Source organism: Chryseobacterium arachidis (assembly GCF_900129245.1).
GTDB lineage: Bacteria > Bacteroidota > Bacteroidia > Flavobacteriales > Weeksellaceae > Chryseobacterium > Chryseobacterium arachidis.
In genome coordinates, this window is the sequence record NZ_FQUT01000003.1 from 368,896 (window position 1) to 389,220 (window position 20,325).

19 protein-coding genes are annotated in these 20,325 nt (G+C 36.1%); 11 read left to right on the forward strand and 8 right to left on the reverse strand.

Going from position 1 to position 20,325, the window contains the following annotated elements; genetic code table 11:
* Positions 1-58 precede the first annotated feature (58 nt).
* The 3 genes from BUA89_RS07900 to BUA89_RS07910 all read left to right on the forward strand — a co-directional run bounded on the left by BUA89_RS07900 (position 59) and on the right by BUA89_RS07910 (position 3,411).
* The gene (locus BUA89_RS07900; RefSeq protein ID WP_072955380.1) at positions 59-1,045 is read left to right on the forward strand and encodes a T9SS type A sorting domain-containing protein; all 987 of its coding nucleotides are present in this window, start codon (positions 59-61) and stop codon (positions 1,043-1,045) included.
* 174 nt (positions 1,046-1,219) lie between these two features.
* The gene (locus BUA89_RS07905; protein ID WP_072955383.1) at positions 1,220-1,972 is read left to right on the forward strand and encodes a DUF3575 domain-containing protein; all 753 of its coding nucleotides are present in this window, start codon (positions 1,220-1,222) and stop codon (positions 1,970-1,972) included.
* Between the two features lie 146 nt (positions 1,973-2,118).
* Entirely contained in the window at positions 2,119-3,411 is a 1,293-nt protein-coding gene (locus tag BUA89_RS07910) for an MFS transporter (RefSeq protein WP_072955386.1), read from the forward strand.
* Between the two features lie 58 nt (positions 3,412-3,469).
* On the opposite strand, the gene BUA89_RS07915 is transcribed toward BUA89_RS07910, so the two are convergent.
* Positions 3,470-3,682 (reverse strand): hypothetical protein, encoded by a 213-nt coding sequence (locus BUA89_RS07915; RefSeq protein ID WP_072955399.1) that lies wholly within the window; start codon positions 3,680-3,682, stop codon positions 3,470-3,472.
* Positions 3,683-4,022: 340 nt separating this feature from the next.
* Between BUA89_RS07915 and BUA89_RS07920 the strand changes: the two genes are divergently transcribed.
* A complete protein-coding gene (locus BUA89_RS07920) occupies positions 4,023-4,895 on the forward strand; it encodes a CPBP family intramembrane glutamic endopeptidase (RefSeq protein ID WP_072955400.1) in 873 nt (290 codons plus the stop codon).
* Positions 4,896-4,950: 55 nt separating this feature from the next.
* On the opposite strand, the gene BUA89_RS07925 is transcribed toward BUA89_RS07920, so the two are convergent.
* The 4 genes from BUA89_RS07925 to truA form a co-directional block, all read right to left on the reverse strand.
* Positions 4,951-6,708, reverse strand: a complete 1,758-nt coding sequence (locus BUA89_RS07925; RefSeq protein WP_072955401.1) for an ABC transporter ATP-binding protein — start codon at positions 6,706-6,708, stop codon at positions 4,951-4,953.
* Positions 6,709-7,140: 432 nt separating this feature from the next.
* Positions 7,141-7,911 carry an alpha/beta hydrolase gene (locus tag BUA89_RS07930; protein WP_072955402.1) on the reverse strand — a complete coding sequence of 257 codons (771 nt, stop codon included), beginning with the start codon at positions 7,909-7,911 and terminating at the stop codon, positions 7,141-7,143.
* Between the two features lie 85 nt (positions 7,912-7,996).
* Positions 7,997-8,584, reverse strand: coding sequence for a Crp/Fnr family transcriptional regulator (locus BUA89_RS07935; RefSeq protein ID WP_072955405.1), 588 nt, complete (start codon positions 8,582-8,584; stop codon positions 7,997-7,999).
* Positions 8,585-8,722: 138 nt separating this feature from the next.
* Positions 8,723-9,454 carry a tRNA pseudouridine(38-40) synthase TruA gene (gene truA, locus BUA89_RS07940; protein ID WP_072955429.1) on the reverse strand — a complete coding sequence of 244 codons (732 nt, stop codon included), beginning with the start codon at positions 9,452-9,454 and terminating at the stop codon, positions 8,723-8,725.
* 366 nt (positions 9,455-9,820) lie between these two features.
* Between truA and lpxK the strand changes: the two genes are divergently transcribed.
* The 5 genes from lpxK (at position 9,821) to BUA89_RS07965 (ending at position 15,113) form a co-directional block, all read left to right on the forward strand.
* A complete protein-coding gene (gene lpxK / locus BUA89_RS07945; protein WP_072955432.1) occupies positions 9,821-10,846 on the forward strand; it encodes a tetraacyldisaccharide 4'-kinase in 1,026 nt (341 codons plus the stop codon).
* Positions 10,830-11,654, forward strand: a complete 825-nt coding sequence (locus BUA89_RS07950) for a purine-nucleoside phosphorylase (RefSeq protein WP_072955435.1) — start codon at positions 10,830-10,832, stop codon at positions 11,652-11,654. The genes lpxK and BUA89_RS07950 overlap by 17 nt, the downstream gene beginning before the upstream one ends.
* A gap of 92 nt (positions 11,655-11,746) precedes the next feature.
* Complete coding sequence (locus BUA89_RS07955) at positions 11,747-12,262, forward strand: TlpA family protein disulfide reductase (RefSeq protein WP_072955438.1); 516 nt, start codon at positions 11,747-11,749, stop codon at positions 12,260-12,262.
* A gap of 235 nt (positions 12,263-12,497) precedes the next feature.
* The gene (gene dinB / locus BUA89_RS07960; RefSeq protein ID WP_072955440.1) at positions 12,498-13,592 is read left to right on the forward strand and encodes a DNA polymerase IV; all 1,095 of its coding nucleotides are present in this window, start codon (positions 12,498-12,500) and stop codon (positions 13,590-13,592) included.
* A 48-nt stretch (positions 13,593-13,640) separates the two neighbouring features.
* A complete protein-coding gene (locus BUA89_RS07965) occupies positions 13,641-15,113 on the forward strand; it encodes an alpha-amylase (RefSeq protein WP_072955442.1) in 1,473 nt (490 codons plus the stop codon).
* 186 nt (positions 15,114-15,299) lie between these two features.
* Here BUA89_RS07965 and BUA89_RS07970 read toward each other — a convergent pair whose 3' ends face one another.
* A complete protein-coding gene (locus tag BUA89_RS07970) occupies positions 15,300-16,625 on the reverse strand; it encodes a carboxylesterase family protein (protein WP_072955444.1) in 1,326 nt (441 codons plus the stop codon).
* A gap of 58 nt (positions 16,626-16,683) precedes the next feature.
* Positions 16,684-17,586, reverse strand: coding sequence for a helix-turn-helix domain-containing protein (locus BUA89_RS07975; protein WP_072955446.1), 903 nt, complete (start codon positions 17,584-17,586; stop codon positions 16,684-16,686).
* A 176-nt stretch (positions 17,587-17,762) separates the two neighbouring features.
* On the opposite strand from BUA89_RS07975, the gene BUA89_RS07980 reads away from it, so the two are divergent.
* Entirely contained in the window at positions 17,763-18,818 is a 1,056-nt protein-coding gene (locus tag BUA89_RS07980) for an NAD(P)-dependent alcohol dehydrogenase (RefSeq protein WP_072955448.1), read from the forward strand.
* A gap of 128 nt (positions 18,819-18,946) precedes the next feature.
* Here BUA89_RS07980 and BUA89_RS07985 read toward each other — a convergent pair whose 3' ends face one another.
* Positions 18,947-19,312, reverse strand: a complete 366-nt coding sequence (locus BUA89_RS07985) for a winged helix-turn-helix transcriptional regulator (protein WP_072955450.1) — start codon at positions 19,310-19,312, stop codon at positions 18,947-18,949.
* Between the two features lie 102 nt (positions 19,313-19,414).
* On the opposite strand from BUA89_RS07985, the gene BUA89_RS07990 reads away from it, so the two are divergent.
* The gene (locus tag BUA89_RS07990) at positions 19,415-20,299 is read left to right on the forward strand and encodes an NmrA family NAD(P)-binding protein (protein ID WP_072955452.1); all 885 of its coding nucleotides are present in this window, start codon (positions 19,415-19,417) and stop codon (positions 20,297-20,299) included.
* Positions 20,300-20,325: the final 26 nt, after the last annotated feature.

Sequence of the window (20,325 nt, forward strand, 5' to 3'; positions counted from 1 at the left end):
AACATTTTTAAAATCTAAATATTATTTATTTTATTTAACTTTAATGAAAATTTAAGCTATGAAACAAACTTTATTCTTTTTGCTGGCAGCTTCTGGTATTTTGTCGGCACAAACTATTACGAAAGCATTTAATGATCCAACTGCGGGAGATTCGCCTAACTATTTCACCGTAAACGGAACGATAGATAATTCTGCGACCGGTAGTGGCGCAACATTTAATAACCCTTCTGTAACACAAGGAGCGGCTTCTCCCACAACCTATTCTACACCAACTTCCAGTGAAATTTCAACATATCCTGGATCTACGTTAAAAATGGTCGGGAGTGGAAACACAATTTTCTTTAAGCAATCGGCTAGCCTATTGGAAATCACAGGGCTCGTTACTCCTGATGCAACTCTGAATTTCTCTACCGATAACGGAACTTATATTGCCTATCCTACAGTTCTTGGAACGACCACTAACGATACTGCCTCCGGAACGTTTACATCATCTATTGCCAACGGAAATTTTACCGGAACAATTAATATTTTAGCAGATGCGAGTGGGACTTTAATTATTGGTGCGAAAACATATACCAATGTATTAAGGGTAAAATCTGTTCAAACTTTTTATTTAATAATCAATGGAATTCCTTTGGCAACTCTTACCAATACAGCCTACTTTTATTATAATGGCAGCCAAAAGTATCCTTTGCTTTCTTATACAAGTGCAAACCTTAATTCACAGGTTCTTAACATCAACCAGACTACAACAGGAGCTCAGGCTTTAAGCGAAACCTTTCTTGCTGCACATGACAATACCATCATTAAAAAAGAAGGTTTAAAAATCTATCCGAATCCTGCTCAGGACTTTATTGAATTTAAAGGTCATTCAGACAATTATTCAACAGCAAAAATTTACAGTTTAGATGGAAAATTGGTGAAAACATCTGATATTAACTCAGGAAAAGTACAGGTTTCTGATCTCCCTGCTGCTTCTTATTTTATTGAGGTTTCAGGTAAGGATAATAAAAAACCGGAAGCATCGAAATTTATCAAGAAATAGAAATTACATTTTAATTGTTAACGATGAGTCCGCACGGAAATATTCTGTGCGGATTCTTTTTTGTTTATTAAACATTAATTTTTAATCATAATTAAAATTAAATTTATTATCCATAAAATTTTTGCCCGTTTTTTGCTGTCAGTTCAATACCATCACATCTTAAAATATACCATCATGAAAAAATATCTTCTTTTACTTCCGTGCTTTATTTTTTCAGGAATATCTGCACAGGAAACAGCCAGCGCCGAATCTTCGGAGAAAATGAACATCATTAAAACGAATGTCACCGCTTATGTATTCAGAAATATCAATCTTTCGTATGAAAGAGCATTTACCAACTGGTTTTCGGTAAATATGGGATTCGGTACAATGCCCGAAGGAAAGGTTCCTTTTATTAATTCTTTTTTAGGTGATGAAGATGAAAAAAGGTTTCAGAATCTTGAAGTAAAGTCTTTTAATTTCACCATCGAACCGCGTTTCTATCTCGGTGCAGGCTATGGAAAGGGGTTTTATATTGCTCCTTATTACCGCTATTCGAAAATTACATCCAATACTTTTGATTTTTATTATGATTATACCTTCAGCGGAACGACCTACCAAATTCCTTTGAAAGGAAACGGCAGCGCCCACGGAAACAGTGGCGGAGTAATGGTCGGAGTACAGTTTTTCCTGACATCAAGCCGCAATCTTGTTCTTGATTTCTGGATTGCAGGCGCCCACTACGGAAAAGGACAGGGCGACTTTACCATGACCAGCGACGTCGTTTTAACACCCGATATGCAGGCACAGCTGAAAAAGGAAATTGAAGATCTCGATATTCCGTATGTAAATTACACGGTAGAAACGAACGCAAATGGAGCAAAAGTGAATATTGACGGACCCTGGCTTGGTTTCCGAAGCGGGCTGTCTTTGGGATACAGGTTTTAGTCGGAGAGTTTTAGGGTTGGAGAATTTTTTGAGTTTAACATCTATCTACATAGTTTTGAGACCGTTCTTTTTGAGAGCGGTTTTTATTTTTTTAATGTTGGAAATTTGAATTATTTCATTATTTCAAAAATTTATATCTTTTCCCCATGAATTCATCACAAATCACCACTGCCCAAAGAATCAAAGCGATTGTAGGCGGATCGATCGGAAATCTGGTAGAATGGTACGACTGGTATGCGTATGCTGCGTTTGCCATTTATTTCTCCAACTCTTTTTTTCCGGATTCTGATATGACGGCGCAGCTCCTAAACACTGCCGGAATCTTTGCAGTCGGTTTCCTGATGCGACCTGTAGGAGGATGGCTTTTCGGAAGCATTGCCGACAGAGTCGGAAGAAAAAAAGCAATGACTTTTTCGGTTTTATTAATGTCTTTTGGATCTTTACTGATCGCTTTAACCCCGACTTATCAGACAATCGGTGTTTTAGCCCCATTATTATTGTTGATGGCCAGATTGCTCCAGGGATTAAGTGTTGGCGGGGAATACGGAGTATCGGCAACCTACCTCAGCGAAATGGCCACTTCAGACCGAAGAGGATTTTACTCAAGTTTTCAGTATGTCACGTTGATTGGCGGACAATTGATTGCGTTGGGAATTCAATTAATTCTACAAAAATTATTATTAACAGAAGCCCAGCTTGAAGATTGGGGATGGAGAATTCCTTTTGTAATCGGGGCTTTACTATCTGTTATTGCATTGTATCTGAGATCAAATCTTCATGAAACTGAAGCTTTTAAAAACAAAAAAGATGTGGGCGAAAAGAAAAAAGGAACCATAAAAGAATTACTGAAACATCCGAAAGCATTAATAACTGTAGTCGGATTAACATTGGGCGGAACGTTGGCATTCTATACGTACACCACCTACATGCAGAAATTTCTGGTGAATACGGTTCACCTCACCAAAGAGGAATCTACACTGATTTCTTTTATATCGTTGTTTATTTTCGCCTGTCTTCAGCCTGTTTTCGGAGCCTTGTCGGATAAAATAGGAAGAAGACCTTTATTGTTATGCTTTGGAATTCTGGGAACGGTTTTCACTTATCCATTGCTTAATGCTTTAAGTACAACCACTTCTATGTGGGGCGCATTTTTTCTGATCATGTCGGCATTGATTATTGTGAGTGGTTACACCTCAATTAATGCAGTGGTAAAAGCTGAACTTTTTCCTTCAGAAGTAAGAGCTTTGGGAGTAGGATTGCCTTATGCATTAACGGTTGCCATTTTCGGCGGAACTGCAGAGTACATTGCTCTTTGGTTTAAGCAGGAGCATGTAGAACATTATTTTTACTGGTATATTACAATTTGTATTTTATTTTCATTTGTGGTGTATGTACAAATGAAAGACACAAAGAAAACCTCAACATTGGATCGGGATTAATTGTGTTACAGCATAAAGAAGCGTGCGGCTCAGGAAACCTGAGCCGCACGCTTTATTTTTAATGATAGGCTTGCTTAAATTTTGCCAGAATATTGTCCAGATTATGTCGCTGAACATACACACTCTTCACATCTTCATACCTTGGCGACTTGTAAAAAACTTCGTGGAAATCCATACTGCCATTTCCTACTTTCACCACTTTTTGTACTTCGATATTTAATTTTCTCAGTTCGTCTTTAAAAACCTGAAATTCATCTTGGATATTCTTCATCTATATTTTTGGGATTTAATTAAAATTACCTTTTTATATCAAACACCCTACCATTTTACAGGGGTGGTGTTCAAATTCTGATTAAAGTTAATAAATTTATTAATACAAACACAACATTTGGTTAACATTTTTGTAATTTTATTTAAAATAAAGAATCAATTTCGCAACATATTCTTAATTTATTTAGATTTACTTTGTTTAAAAAAAATTAAATGCTCTTGCAAAAGCTTTACCACAGACGCTTCTTGAAGAATACATCCTATTATTAAGAACAACAAAAAATGATATTGATGTTGTAACAAAACCCCTTTCAGCAGAACATATAAGGAAAAAATTTTCCGTGAATTACTTTTTAAGATTAAAGAACGATACTGTTGATTTATTACAATTCATTAAAAGGCCAAATGATGTGCAGATAAAACTTTCCGTAAAAGAAAAGTTTTTATTTATCTTTAATTTATTGATGATTGAGATTATTTTCTTTCTGATCTTTGTATTTCCGTTAAATTATATCGCTGAAAAACTGATTACTTTAAAGCAGTCCGAAGCTTTTGAAAATTTGGGTTGGTACGAAGCTGTTTTTTTGTTTGTAATCGTTGCTCCTGTGTTGGAAGAATGGATTTTCCGATATTCTCTGAGATATAACAGTTTATTTTCAAAATTGGTCAGCCGGGAAAAATGGAATAAAATTTTCCCGTTCTTAGTGTATATTTTATCTTCCGTTTTCGGATTGGTTCATCTGGATAATTATATGAATGATTCGTGGAAGTTCTATGCCTTATCACCTTTAATTGTTGCGTCTCAGTTGTCAGGAGGTCTTATTTTAAGCTTTATCCGGGTGAGATTGAATATTTTCTGCAGTATGCTTTATCATGCGATATGGAATCTGTTGTTTGGTATTACAATTCCTTGTGTCATGGCATTTTTCATCAATCCATACATTGACCACGGAAAAAATTACAATCTCCACATTGAACAAAAAGTGTTTATTAATAAAGATGAGCCTGTTCTTATTGACGTTAATAGCAAAGATGATACGATCTACAAAGTGGAAGCAAAACAATATCAGTTTCAAAACTTACTGAATCATATTTACGGAAAGGACAAACATACTACTGATGAGGGTTTAATCAATATTAATTTCCAATCGAAAGAAGGAATTTCCAAACAGGAATTTTTGGAAATCTTACAGAAAGAATATATGATCAAATAAAAAAACGGTTAAAATCGACGTCGATTTTAACCGTTTTTTTTATGCTTTAATGATGTTATTGTGAACTTTCTTCTTCTATTTCCACTTCATGTCTCAACTGGGCTTTATACAGTGTGGAATAATATCCGTTTTTGTCCAAAAGTTCCAGATGTTTTCCTTCTTCTACAATTTTACCGTGCTCCATGACGATAATTTTATCCGCTTTTTCAATTGTGGAAAGTCTGTGCGCAATGATTATTGATGTCCTGTTTTTGGTAATTTTTTCCGTAGCTCTCTGGATTAATTTTTCACTTTCGTGGTCGATGGAAGATGTTGCCTCATCTAAAATTAAAATCTTCGGATCTGATAAATAAGCTCTTAAAAATGACAGAAGCTGTCTCTGTCCCAAAGAAATCGACGAACCTCTTTCACTTACCACATAATCATAACCGCCGGGAAGCTGTTCTATGAACTGGTCGACTTCAATTTCTTTTGCTCCTGCTTTTATTTTATCTAAAGTAATGCTCTCATCACCAAAGGAAAGATTCTCGAAAATACTCCCGTGGAAAAGAAAAACGTCCTGCAATACCACCCCGATGTGGCTTCTCAGGTTATACAATTCGTAGTCTTTTAAATCCACATCATCAATGAGAATATTTCCTGAATTAATGTCGTACAATCTTGTAATCAAGCTGATAATCGTAGATTTTCCTGCTCCGGTTGCTCCTACAATGGCGACGGTTTCTCCCGGATTTACTTTAAAATCAATCCCTTTTAAAACCTCCTGTTTATCATCATACGCGAAACGAACTCCTTTGAATTCAATTTTTCCGTCGAACTGATCTTTTTCCACTTTCCCGGTATTTGGCATCGCATTATCTTCATCCATCAATCCCAACACTCTTTCTGCCCCAACAATCCCTCTCTGAATATTGTTAAATCGGTCTGCAATCTGTCTTAAAGGACGAATCAGCATCGAAATATATTGGATAAATGCAATGACAACCCCGGCACTGATCGTAATATATCCTCCGTAGAAAAGAATAAATCCGATAAACAGCGAAGAAATCAATTCCACCACAGGGAAAAATAAAGAGAATATGAAAACCGTTCTTAGCAGGGCGGCTTTTAGTGTGATGTTGATATCATCAAATTTCTTAAACTCAGATTCCTGTCTGTTGAACACCTGAATAATTGGCATTCCTGCTAATCTTTCCTGAACAAAAGAGTTTTGATTGGATGTCCAGTTTCTTTCATCTCCGAAAGCCGTTTTCAGTCTTTTCTGGAAAAATCTTGTGATAACCACCATTAAAGGTAAAATTGCCAGTGTAATATAACTTAGATGAACATTTGTGCTGAACATCATTACCAACACAAAAATAATTCTTAACACATCTCCGAAAACCATCAGGAATCCGTCTGTATAAACGGTAGCAATGGTTTCTACATCACCCACAGCTCTTGTTACCAATTGACCGATCGGTGTTTTATCGAAAAATGAGGTTTTAAAATAAATCAGTTTGTTATATAATCTTTCTCTGATGTCCCTGATTACGTTCTGCGAAATATAATTGGAGAAATACACCAGGAAAAAGTTTAAAATGGTCTCGGCAAAAACCAATCCCACCAAAATATAGATATGTTTCATCATCAAAGCCTTATCTTTCAGCTTTGTGATGTCATTATCCACCACTTCCATGGTAAGATATGGGCGATAAGTGGAAACTACAGCCAATATCACGGAGATGATTAAAGTAAGGATGAACCACGAACGAAACTTCATTCCGATAAAGAACAGCCTCTTTACAATTCCCCAGGTATCTTGTTTTTTCATTGTACGAATTGAAGAAAAGAATTAAAATAAAATTCCCTGCAAAAATAAGACTTTATAATTTCTCCGCCTTTACAAGTTTGTGAAATCCCCATGAAAAATACAGATTGATGTTATTTATGGTATAGATGATTTGGGATTGACAATTGTTTTTATCACTCATTTTTAGAAGCTTTTTCCAGCTTTCCGCACTCGCTATTTTCTAATTTTTAGGCTGCGGCGGCTTCGCCGCCGCAGCCTAAAAATTAGAAAATGAGCTCAGACAAATGCTGCAATCTGGGCTAGGGTTGCAGTCTGTTGTTATTAAGATAGACAAAGTGAAGAAATAATCTCAAGAAAAAAAACAGTGTCCATTTTTCTTGTTTCTACAACACTAAAAAGCCGTGTCAAGGTTTAAAACCTTGACACGGCTCATCAATTGATAATTACTATTTTTTAACTTACTTTCTTCAGCCATTCCAAAACATATCCCGCAACTTCTTCCCAGTTTTTTTCACCAGCGATAAAGTGACTTCTTCCTGGGAACGCTTTAAAATCTACGATACTGTTTTTATCTTTATAAGATTCTGCGATTTTTCTTGAGAAATTGGCTGCAAAAATATGATCATTTTCTCCTGCAATAAACAATAATGGTTCGTGAGGTTTCTTTAAATCTAATTGAGCTGATGATTTAAATAAAGGATCTCTTGCCAGTTTTCTGCTTTCAGGAGCCGCAACGGTTTCATATAATTTATCACTTTCCTCTCTGGTATAATTATTGAAAAATGCTTTGTGATACCATTCTTTAGATCCCATAAATACGGTGTTTCCTTTAAAGAAATTCACCACGGGCCAAACCACTTTCACGGTTGCAAAGGGAGCAACAATATTTTTAGGAGGAGCTCCGTCGATGCTTACTCCGGCAACAGCTTTCCCCATATCGATCAGCTTCTGAACCATCAATCCTCCGAAAGAATGTCCTACAACAATCGGTTTTTCGGGAAGGGTGTCTATAAATCTTGATAAATAATCTACTACATCATCAAATCCTACATCTTTTAAATCTGCCGGAATATTTTTCTTCAAATCAACAGGGTTCCCGGCGTGTCCCGGATTGGCAGGAGTGTGTACCGTGTAACCTTGTGCTTCAAAATAAGTTTTCCATTCTTTCCAGCTTGTATTGTTCACAAATAATCCATGAATTAATACGATAGTTTTTGTTTTCATAACTTTTATTTTTTGTTGGTTTTAAATTATGAGACAAAGTTCCGCGAATTAAATGAGGATAATTTTAACCTTGGTTAAAATCGTATTATTTACCCGAAATTCTTTTTCGGATTCTGCTTAGAGAAGGCCCCTGAATGCCTAAATAAGAAGAAATATGATACAAGGGAACATTATTGAAAATATCAGGATGCTGTTTAATCAAATCCAGATAACGTTCTTCGGGGGATTTTAAAATAAAACCTTCGATTCTGCTCATCGTTACATTAAAAGCTTCTTGAGCCAGCAATCTTCCAAATTTTTCCCAACGGTGCGATTGGTGATACAGCGCCAACAAATCGGTATATCGGATATAAATAATAGAAGCATCCGTAAGAGCCTGAGTATGATAATCACAAGGCATCTGATTGATAAAACTTTTAAAAGAAACCACAAAACCGTTGGCAGAATACAGGAAAACATTCTTTTCCTCCCCTGTTTTTTCATCAATGGTATAAGAACGGAAAACGCCATCCACAATAAATCCAAAATAGGTACAAACCGTTCCTCTCAGGTTGTAAAAATCTCCTTTTTTATAATTTTTAGGAAGCCAGCAATCTTCAGATAATTTAAAATCCTCTTCCGTAAGTCCTGCAAAATGATTGAGGGCAAAGGCCAGCTTTTCAATTTCATCCATGGTTTTAGTTTTTTAAATTAAAAATGGTGACTTTGATACATCAAGCCACCATCATTATATTTTCATTTTCTCTGATAAAGTTAAGTATTTTTCTTCCAAAAATATTTGAGAGATGAAAACCGAGATCATAATTTTTATTTAAAAATCATACCCCACATCCACCAAATACAATCCATGCGCCGGCGCAGAAGTTCCTGCAGAATTACGGTGTTTGTCTTCAATTACTTTTCGTAAATCTTCAGGTTTCAGTTTTCCTGAACCAATTTCAACCATTGTTCCCACAATCGCTCTCACCATATTTCTTAAAAAACGATTTGCAGAAACCGTGAATTTCAGCTCACTTCCGTTTTGTTCCCATTCCGCTTTGTACATTTTGCAAAGATTGGTCTTATTGTCGGTGTGAAGTTTTGCAAAACTTGTAAAATCTTCATATTCAAATAAAATTTTACAGGCTTCATTCATTTTGGTAATATCCAAAGGTTTTCTCCAATGCTGCCATGCCGATTCTTCCGTGAAAGGATTTTTTTCCAGTGAAATATAATACTCATACGTCCTGAAAGTAGCGTCAAAACGGGCATGAAAATCATCTTTCACCTGAAAAATTCTTTTAATGGAAATATCCGCCGGAAGGAAGCTGTTCAATCTTCTCGGCAGTTCTTCATCCAATACTTTTTCTGTATTAAAATGGGCAAAAATTTTTTTTGCATGAACACCTGTATCTGTCCTGCCCGCCCCTGTCGTTTTAATTTCTTCTCTTAAAATCGTGGAAAGTGCTTTTTCCAGTTCTTCCTGCACGGAAACAGCATTCGGCTGAATCTGATAACCGAAATAATTTTTGCCGTTGTAGGAAAATTCAATAAAATACCTCAATGTAATAAAAATAAATATCTGTTGTTCATCTCGATATATAAATCAGTTTGTATTTCTTTCATAAACGAAGTGGCTTTGTTTGACTTAAAAAGTTCTGTTTTAATAAGACTTTGTTTAACCCTGCGAGAAATTAAACGCAAAGACAAATAAAGATTTGTATTTATCTAAAATTTCTCCAATATCTTAAAGATAAACAAAGGTGTTTCACTTAATATAGAAAGACAAGTTAAAATACACAACGGATTATAACTCTACAAAAATACTTTAATTTAATGATAATCAATTATTGATTTTTTTAAATAAATATAGAAAAGTAGCTACCATATTAAGTCAAATCCCTCCGAAAATTCCTATTTTTGCAAACGTATGAAAAGATGGTACCTCTATCCTTTTTCCCTCGGTTATCACATGGTAACGGGTATCCGAAACACAATGTATGATCTGGGAATTTTTAAATCTACGAAATTCAAAACACCGATAATCTGTGTCGGCAACCTTTCTGTGGGCGGAAGCGGGAAATCGCCGATGGTGATGTACCTTGCCCAGTTTTTATCCAAACATTACAGAACAGGAGTCCTTTCCCGGGGTTATGGAAGACTGACAAAAGGCTATGCCGTGACCAACTATGACAGTAATTATAAAATGGTAGGCGATGAAGCGATGCAGTTATTTGAGCGCTTCAAAAACCGTTTTGTGATCGCTGTTTCCGAAGAAAGAGTTCCCGGAGCCAAAAAAGTGATCGATGATATGGATCTTGATGTTCTGGTACTGGATGATGCCATGCAGCACAGAGCCATTAAACCGGGTTTCAATATTCTGATGACCGATTTTAATGATCCTTATTTTAAAGACCATCTTTTGCCTGCCGGAGATTTAAGAGAGTCAAGAAACGGGGCAAAAAGGGCGGATATTATTATGGTAAGCAAATGTCCGGATGAACTGACGGAGGAAACCAAGCAATATTATGTTTCAAGAATAAGGCCGGATCGTACCCAAAAAGTATTCTTTTCATCCATTGGATACGACGAAAATGTGTACGGGAAAGAGAAAATACTTCCTGATAACAACCTGAATTATTACGACATTCTTTTGATCACAGGAATTGCCAATCCGAAACCGTTGCTGACCCATCTTGCCAAATTTTCGCAAAGGGTAAAACATTTAAAATTCAGGGATCATCATAATTTTACAGATGCGGATATTAAGAATATCATTGCAGAATATAAAAAGTTAGGTGAATATAAATTAATCTTAACAACCGAGAAAGACTACGTTCGTCTTAAAAGTTTTGACTATCTTAGAGATATTGTTTACTACTGGCCTATCAATGTGATCATTGATAAAAAGGAAGAATTCAACCAAATCATCTTAGATTATGTTAGAAAAAATTAAGGAAGCTGCCGGGTTCATCAAAAACATCATTAAAGAAACTCCTGATTTCGCTATCGTTTTAGGTTCGGGATTAGGAAAATTGCAGTACGAAGTTGAAGCCATTCATACTTTGGAGTATCATGAAATTCCTAACTTTCCTCAAACTACGGTTGCCGGTCATGGCGGAAAACTAATTTACGGAATTCTTGAAGGCAAAAAAGTATTGATGATGAGTGGCCGTTTTCATTATTATGAAGGTCATTCTATCGAAACCGTTGTTTTCCCTATCCGAGTTTTTCATTTATTAGGAATTCAAAATTTAATTCTTTCCAATGCTTCCGGTGGTGTTAATTCAAATTACAGCGTTGCCGACATTGCCATTTTAAAGGATCATATCAATATGATGCCTGAACATCCGCTGCGTGGTAAAAATATCGATGAATTCGGACCCCGTTTTGTAGATATGAGTGAACCTTACAGCAGAAAAATGATTGCTGTTGCCGAACAGGTTGCCTCTGAAAATAGTATTAAAATTCATCAGGGCGTTTACGTTGCTTTACAAGGGCCCACTTTCGAAACTCCCGCAGAATACGGAATGATCAAAGCAATCGGTGGCGATATGGTCGGGATGAGTACTGTTCCTGAAGTGATCGTTGCCAAACACATGAATATGAATGTTTTCGGAATATCTGTAATTACAGATTTAGGTGGACCAGATATTGCGTTTGCCGTTTCTCACGAAGAAGTTTTAAATGCAGCGAATAAAGCCATGCCAAGTGTAATCACCGTAGTAAAGGGTTTGGTGAAAAATTACTCTTCATCTTTATAGAATTTCTCAATTTCATAAATTTTTATTAATTCATACAAAATCAGTTTCAAATTGCATTTCATTGTTTAGATTTGCACAAAATGATATTGAATATGAAAAAGCCGTTGTTATTATTAATGATGGGATTTTTTGGATTGAGCTGTTCACAGCAGGTTCCTGAAGTTCTGAAAACAAGTTTTTCCAAAGAAGCTTTAGCACAGAAACTGGAAGATGAAGAAGGGAAAAATATTACAATCCAACAAATTTTAGATCAGCATAAAGGAAAAGTTTTGGTGATTGATTTCTGGGCAGGTTGGTGCAGAGACTGTCTGAAAGCACTTCCAAAAGCCAAAGAATTAGAAGAAAACAATAAAAATATAGATTTTGTTTTCCTTTCTTTAGACCGTTCAAAAGAAGGTTTTGATAAAAATCTTGAACGATTTGAAATGAAAGACAAAGAAAATTACTGGTTTGCTTCTGGCTGGAAAAATGACTTCAATAATTATGTTGATTTAAACTGGATTCCCAGATATATGGTGATCGATCAAAAGTCTGCGATTGCAAAATACTACGCCATTACTCCTGAAGACCCCGAAATTCAAGCTACAATTGATAAACTTTTAAAATAACGACATAGGAAATGGGGACGTTAAGAAAATAAAATCTGTGAACGTTAAAAAAATTCTTCTGTTTGAGCGCGAGACAAATTTCGAATCGAATAACAAAATCTCAAATTCGCGCGAGTTTAGAATTTTTAGAGAACAGAATTTATTTTTAGTCGGAATTTCCAAGTCTTGAACTTTTGTTTCTTTTGTTTCAAGACAAAAGAAATTATTTAAAATAATGAATCCATATCTTTGCGATATGGATTTTCCTTTTCCTATCCGCAAAATAATTCATGTTGATATGGATGCATTTTATGCTTCCGTGGAGCAGCATGATAATCCTGCATTGAAAGGAAAAGCCATTGCTGTAGGCGGTGGACACCGGGGTGTTGTTTCGGCGGCGAGTTACGAAGCGAGAAAATTTGGAGTTCGTTCTGCCATGCCCAGTAAAACGGCTAAAGAAAAATGTCCTCATCTTATTTTCGTTCCGCCGAGATTCCCTCGTTATAAAGAGATTTCGCGAAAAATCAGAGAAATTTTTTATGAATATACAGATCTTGTAGAACCGCTTTCGCTGGACGAAGCTTATCTTGATGTCACCGAGAACAAAAAAGGAATAGAATCTGCCAATCAGATTGCCAAGGAGATTCGTCAGAAAATATTTAACGAAACGGGCTTAACCGCTTCAGCAGGAATTTCTGTGAACAAGTTTTTAGCTAAAGTTGCTTCAGATATCAACAAACCTAACGGACAAAAAACGATCCATCCCGACAAAATTGAAGGTTTTTTAGAAGAACTGCCTGTCGAAAAATTTTACGGTGTTGGAAAAGTTACAGCTAACAAAATGTTTAGTTTAGGGATTTACAAAGGAAAAGATTTAAAGAAAAGATCTATTGAAGATTTAACAAGAATGTTCGGAAAATCCGGAGCGTATTATTATAACGTCGTCCGTGGAATTCATACTTCCGAAGTAAAACCTCATCGTATCCAGAAAAGTGTTGCCGTAGAAAGAACTTTTTTTGAAGACCTTTTTGATGAAAATCAGGTCAACGAAAAGCTGGAAAATCTAAGCGAAGAACTTCATACCCGTTTACAGAAAAACAATATTCTCGGAAGAACATTGACCTTAAAAATCAAGTATAAAGACTTCTCCTTATTCACCCGGAGCATTACCAAAGAAGAATACTTTTCATCTGCTGAACAATATTTAAAAACAGGAAAAAAACTTTGGGAACTCCGCCCGTTCGATAAACCCGTAAGATTATTGGGATTGTCTCTATCTCAACTTAATACCGAAGAAAAAAAACTTGTATCCGTTCAACTAAAAATACCGTTTAAAGAATTTGAAGATTGATAATCCGGATTTTTTTCACTACATTGTAGTTACCAAATTTTACAATTTATGAATGAAACGATGATTCAATTTTTCCACTGGTATTCAGAAGGAGACGGGAAACTTTGGAAAGAAGCCCAAAATCAGGCAGATTATTTATCAGAACTCGGGATTACTTCAGTCTGGTTTCCTCCCGCTTACAAAGGAACAAATGGGGGATATTCGATAGGTTACGACGCCTACGACTTATTCGATTTAGGTGAGTTTGATCAGAAAGGATCCATTCCCACCAAATACGGAACAAAAGATGATTATACTCATGCTATTAAAGCTTTAAAAGATAAAAACATCCAGGTTATTGTTGATATTGTGCTGGGTCACAAAGCAGGCGGTGACGAATTAGAAACTTTTAAAGCCCTGAAAGTGGATGAAGAAAACAGAGAAAAAATAATTTCCAATGAGATAGAAATACAATCGTATACCAAATTTACATTTCCGGGACGCAAAAAAAAATATTCCGATTTTGAATGGAATTACACGTGTTTCAGCGGAGTAGATTATGCAGAAGGAATGGATTCTCATATTTTCAAAATTAAAAATGAATACGGAACCGACTGGGAAGAGATGATTGATGATGAAAAAGGAAATTATGATTATCTGATGTTTAATGATGTGGAGCACCGCAATCCGTTTGTACGGGAAGAACTGAATAATTGGGCCACATGGTATTTCGAACAAACCGATTTTGATGGGGTAAGATTAGATGCGTTAAAACACATTTCCTTTGATTTTTATAAAGAATGGATCACCTTATTGCGTTCCAATTCAGGGAAAAATATTTTTGCGGTTGGAGAATATTGGGCTCCGGGATATTTAAATTTATTACAAAAATATATTGAAGTGACAGAGGGCTGCATGAGTTTATTTGACAGTTCCTTACAAAACAATTTTCACACGGCTTCCAAAGAAGGCGGTTCTTACGATTTACGGAGAATTTTTGACGAAACCCTTACACAGGCAGATCCTTTTCATTCGGTAAGTCTGGTTGACAATCACGATACGCAGCCTTTACAGGATTTGGAGGCACCTGTTGAAGAATGGTTCAAGCCTTTGGCGTATGCTCTTATTTTGTTGAGGAAAGACGGTTATCCTTGTGTTTTTTATCCTGATTTGTATGGTGCACATTATGTGGATAAAGATAGAGAAGGCAACGATCAGGAAATATTTCTAAATAAGGTCGATGGAATTGAAGAATTGTTAAAAGCCAGAAAAAATAATGCTTACGGCAACCAAAGAGATTATTTTGAAGACGCCAATTGTCTGGGCTGGGTTCGTGAAGGAGATGAAGAACATTCCGGATGTGCTGTCGTTTTAAGCAATAAAGAAGCCTACGAAAAACCTATGGAAATGGGAGAAAAATATATTGGAAAAACATTTTATGATGCATTAGGACGATTTGAAGATAAAGTTACCATAGACGAAAACGGTTGGGGGAACTTTCCTGTTCCGGCGGGAAATGTAAGTGTTTGGCTTGCTGAATAGTTCTCGGGCTGGAAGATGGATGTTAGAAGCTTGAAATTTGATAGGTTCATATTTCATAACATTTCTCATTCCGTAGGAATTTAGGCTAATATTTTTATCTCTAATACTACGCTTGGATTCCTACGGAGTGACAAATATTATGGGTATTTTATTCGTGTAAAAATTCGTGTTATTTGTTGTTTTAAATTAAACTTTTCGGAGTTCCAGAACTTCCGGTCTTTCGAAATCTTCTGATATGCTTCCGTTTCTGGCAAATTCTGCCCAAAGCGCCCGCAGCTTTTTCCCATTTTCCTGAATATATTCCCACGGAACATCTTTTAGTAATCCGGCAGATTTCCATTCAGCTTCATTTTCAAAAATAAAAGGAAGATCGATGCAGTGCGAGGCTCCGATATAGTGATTTTTTATTGTTGAATTTATTTTGTACTGATAAATATTTCCCCCACCCTCTTTGTAGTTCTGAGCAAAAATATCGATAGGTTTTCCGTAAATTGATTTTGTCGTAACGCTTACGATTTTATCTAAAATTGTTGAAGGTAAATACGTATAAATTCCTTTTTCAGCAGTTTTTACATAAAAAGCCGTTTCATCATTATTAAAACCAATTAAGACATCATATTTTTTGGCGTTTTCTTTCCATTTTGGAAGACTTTCTTCTTCCTTACATAAAGGTGAATGCCCGTATTGTGTACAGAAAGGCATAGCTGTTTTCAAACCATATTTTCTAAAAGACGGCAAAAAATTCACATACTGATCGACCATATTCATCGGGTCCGATTCATCTTTTAAAAATTGTGTCTTTTGAAAAAAATCGGCGGACATGGCTGTTCTTTTAATCCGAAAACCCAAAGGTGCACTTTGAATAATCGCTCTCTGAAATAAATCATCCACACCTTCCGAGATCATCAGATGTGCAATGGCATCACCTCCTGACGACTGTCCGAAAAGCGTAATATTTTCAGGGTTTCCACCAAAACTATGAATATTTTTCTTAATCCATTTTATAGATTCTATAATGTCAAATAAACCTAAATTGGCAGGCCGGTCTTCATCACCGCCCAAAAATCCGAAAACACCTAAACGATAAGTTACCGCCACAACCATAATATGCTGTTCTTGCACCCAAACCGAAGGATCTGAAGTCGGCAAATCTCCACCTCCAATTTCATACGAACCTCCATGAATCCATACAACCACAGGAAGCCTTTCGTTTTCATCATAATTTTCCGGACGAGTGATTGTGAGAAACTGCGGTGATTCATCTGAAATAAATTGATTAACATCTGTTTTACCAATTAACCTCTCCAAAAACGGGCTCACATGTTGCGGGCACACCGGAATTTTATCGGAAATCTCAAAATCTGCCGTTTGCACAGGAACAGGTTTTTTAAAACGCTCAGAACGGGCATAACGAATATTTTTTACCCGGATAACTCCATTTTCTCTTAATCCTAAAATCTTTCCGAAAGGAGTTTCAAAAGTATGGGTTACAATGTTTTGCTGTATCGTCATCTGGTAGATTTAAATTTCATTGATGCATACAATTTACAAATTTTGTTTCTTATACATTTTAATTAAGAGTTTTATATTCACTTGGTGAAACGCCTACTTTACTCTTGAATAATCTTGTAAAATGCTGAGGATATTTGAAACCTAAATCATAAGAAATTTCACTGATGGATTTTGCCGGATCGAAAATCTGGTCTTTAGCCACATCAATCAGTTTATTGTGAATATATTCCTGTGCGGAAATTCCGAGTTCTTTTTTCATTAGATCACCGAAATAGTTCGCAGAAAGATTAAGTTGTTCCGCAAAATAATTGACCATTGGCAAACCGATATATTTAGGCTTATCAGATTGTAAATATTCATCCAGTAAATTATCAAATTTCCCGATAAATCCCTGATTCACGTGGTCTCTTGTAATAAACTGACGGTCGTAGAAACGCATGCAGTAATTCAAAAACAATTCGATATTATTGACAATTAAAGACTTACTATGCTTGTCTATAGATTGCTCGAGTTCCAGTTTTATATTTTTAAAACATTCCAAGACAATTTCTCTCTCTTTTTCGGAAAGGTGTAAAGCTTCATGAACTTCATACGAGAAAAAATTATAATCTTTGATGTTCTTACCGAGATTGGTTCCCTTCAGTAAATCCGGATGAAAAATTAACGCAAAACCTGCAGGCTGAATGTAAGTGTCTGCATTATAAAGTCCATAGGTCTGTCCGGGAGCAATAAAAACCAATGTCCCTTCCTGATAATCATAGCTGTGTTTGCCGTACTGCATATCTCCGCACATCACATCTTTCAGAAAAACAGTGTAAAAACCAAATGTTCTTTTGAATTGGCAAATGGGATCAGATTTAGAAAAATCAATCACACTTACCAACGGATGCTTCGTCTCATGCTTCAGCATTTTATTGTATTCTGAAACACTGTTATATATTTCAATACCCGGATTTTCCATAAAGTATATTTTATCAATATTCAAAATTACCACTTTCCGAGCGGACATTTTACAGTGTCGGTAAAATTGGTAAATCTTTCCGTAATTTATATAAGTATTGTTAACTTTAAACTGACGAATTTTGTATCAGGAAAAGATTGAAACATTTAAAATTAAACTAAAACTTTAAAAGACCAATGAACACATTTACAGTAAAAGCTTACGGAGCAGAATCTAAAACTGCTGATTTACAGGAATTACATATTGAAAGAAGAGAAGTAACGCCCAAAGACGTAGAAATCGAAATTCTATATTGCGGTGTTTGCCACTCGGATCTTCACACAGCGAGAAACGATTGGGGCGGATCGATGTATCCGGCAGTTCCGGGACACGAAATTGTGGGAAGAATTACCAACATAGGAAGTGAAGTTTCTAAATTTAAAATAGGAGATTTAGCAGCAGTAGGCTGTATGGTAGATTCTTGCGGACATTGCGACAGCTGTAAACATGCCCTGGAGCAATATTGCCAAAACGGATTTACCGGAACCTACAATGGAAAAGACAAGCATCTGGGAGGTCATACTTTCGGTGGATATTCTCAGAAAGTGGTAGTTGATGAACATTTTGTATTAAGTGTTCCGGAAAACTTAGACTTAGCAGCAGTAGCCCCCCTTCTCTGTGCAGGGATCACAACCTGGTCACCTCTTAGACACTGGAATGTTGGACCCAACTCTAAAGTTGCTGTCGTAGGTTTAGGAGGTTTGGGACACATGGCGATCAAATTAGCAAAAGGTTTAGGCGCTGAAGTGACTTTATTCTCAAGAACTCCGGGAAAAACTGAAGATGCTAAAAACTTAGGAGCAGATTATGTGGTTATCTCAACTGAGCAGGACCAAATGGATGCTGTAAAAGGGAAATTTGATGTGATTATTGATACTGTTCCTTATGAGCATGATATCAATCCATATATGCAGACAGTTGCCTTAAACGGAACCCTGGTATTGGTAGGATTTGTAGGCGAATTTGAAAACGAATCTCCAAGCACAAGACCTATGATCTTCCAACGTCGTTCCGTAGCAGGATCATTAATCGGTGGTATTGCTGAGACTCAGGAGCTGCTAGACTTCTGTGGAAAACATAACATCGTTTCTGATATTGAATTAATCAAAATGCAGGACATCAATGAAGCGTATGAAAGAATGCTGAAAAGCGACGTAAAATACCGTTTCGTGATTGATATGCAATCTTTATAATTCTTCGTCTTTTTTAATGCTAAGGCTCTTCGGTTTCGGAGAGTCTTTTTTGGGTTTAAGGTTTAAGGTTTAAGGTTTAAGGTTTAAGGTTTAAGGAAATTACATTTTATGATTCTTAAATGGCTATATTAAATATCATATTTTCCGTCCATATCTTTAAAAGCCCATTCTGCCATTGCGTGGATGACGGGAATTAAACCTTTCCCAGCCTCACTCAATTCATACGTTACATGTGGCGGAACAACAGGCTTTGCTGTTCTTATCACTAATCCGTCAGATTCCAATTGTTTTAAATGCTGGATCAGCATTTTTTCCGTAACAGCAGGAATGGCACGTTTCAATTCACTATACCTTTTATCACCGCTTGAAAGATGATATAAAATAATAGGTTTCCAAAATCCACCGATTTTTTCCATGACATACGTTACCGGGCAGGAATCCAATGCGTATTTCTTATTCTGCTGAATGGTTGATGATTCTTTAATGGCTGTCATAATACATACTTTAGGGTAAGTACTTGTATAAAAGTAAGTACAAATATACCTTTGTTTTCAGAAATAAAAAAAATATTTATTAACAAACAATACAAAATTATTATGAAAATTGTAATCACGGGTTCATTAGGAAACGTTGCAAAACCTCTTGCTCAACAATTAATTGCAGAAGGACACGATATTACTGTCATTAGCAGTAACGAAACTAAGAGAAATGAAATTGAAAATTCAGGAGCAAAATCAGCGATCGGTTCCATTACAGACTTAGATTTTTTAATTCAGACTTTTAAAGGTGCTGATGCAGCATTTTTGATGACGCCACCGAATATGGGCGGCATGAATATTGTTGAAAATACCATTGCCGTAGGGAAAAATTATGCAGAAGCCATCAAACAAACCGGGGTTAAAAGAATTGTCATGCTAAGCAGCATCGGTGTGGAATCTCCTGTTGAAAACGGGCCGATCAAAGGGCTTCATTTTATTGAAAAATTCTACAATGAATTGGAAAATACTTCTGTCACTTTCTTAAGAGCCGGGTATTTCTATCTAAATTTCTTCAATGATATTCCATTAATTAAAAATGCCGGAATTATCGGAGCTAACTTCCCTGCAACCGCAACCATTCCATTGGTTCATCCAAACGATATTGCGAAAGCAGCTGCAAAAGAATTGACTGAAAACTCTGAAGGTAAAAATGTGAAATATATTGTGAGTGACGTTCATCCCGCTTCTGATTTTGCCACAGTTTTTGGAAATGCAATTGGAAAACCTGAACTTCCGTGGATCGAGTTTAAAGATGAAGATTCTTTAAACGGAATGCTTCAGGCAGGAGTTCCACAGGAAATGGCCGAATTGTATACTGAAATGGGAAGAGGAATCAGAACAGGTGTTGTACAAAAGGATTTTATTGAACATGGTTCCGAGGTTAGCGGAGAAGTTAAGCTGGAAGAATTTGCGAAGGAGTTTGCGGATAAATTTAATGTTTGATTAGTCCTCTTGTCTTGAAACAAAAG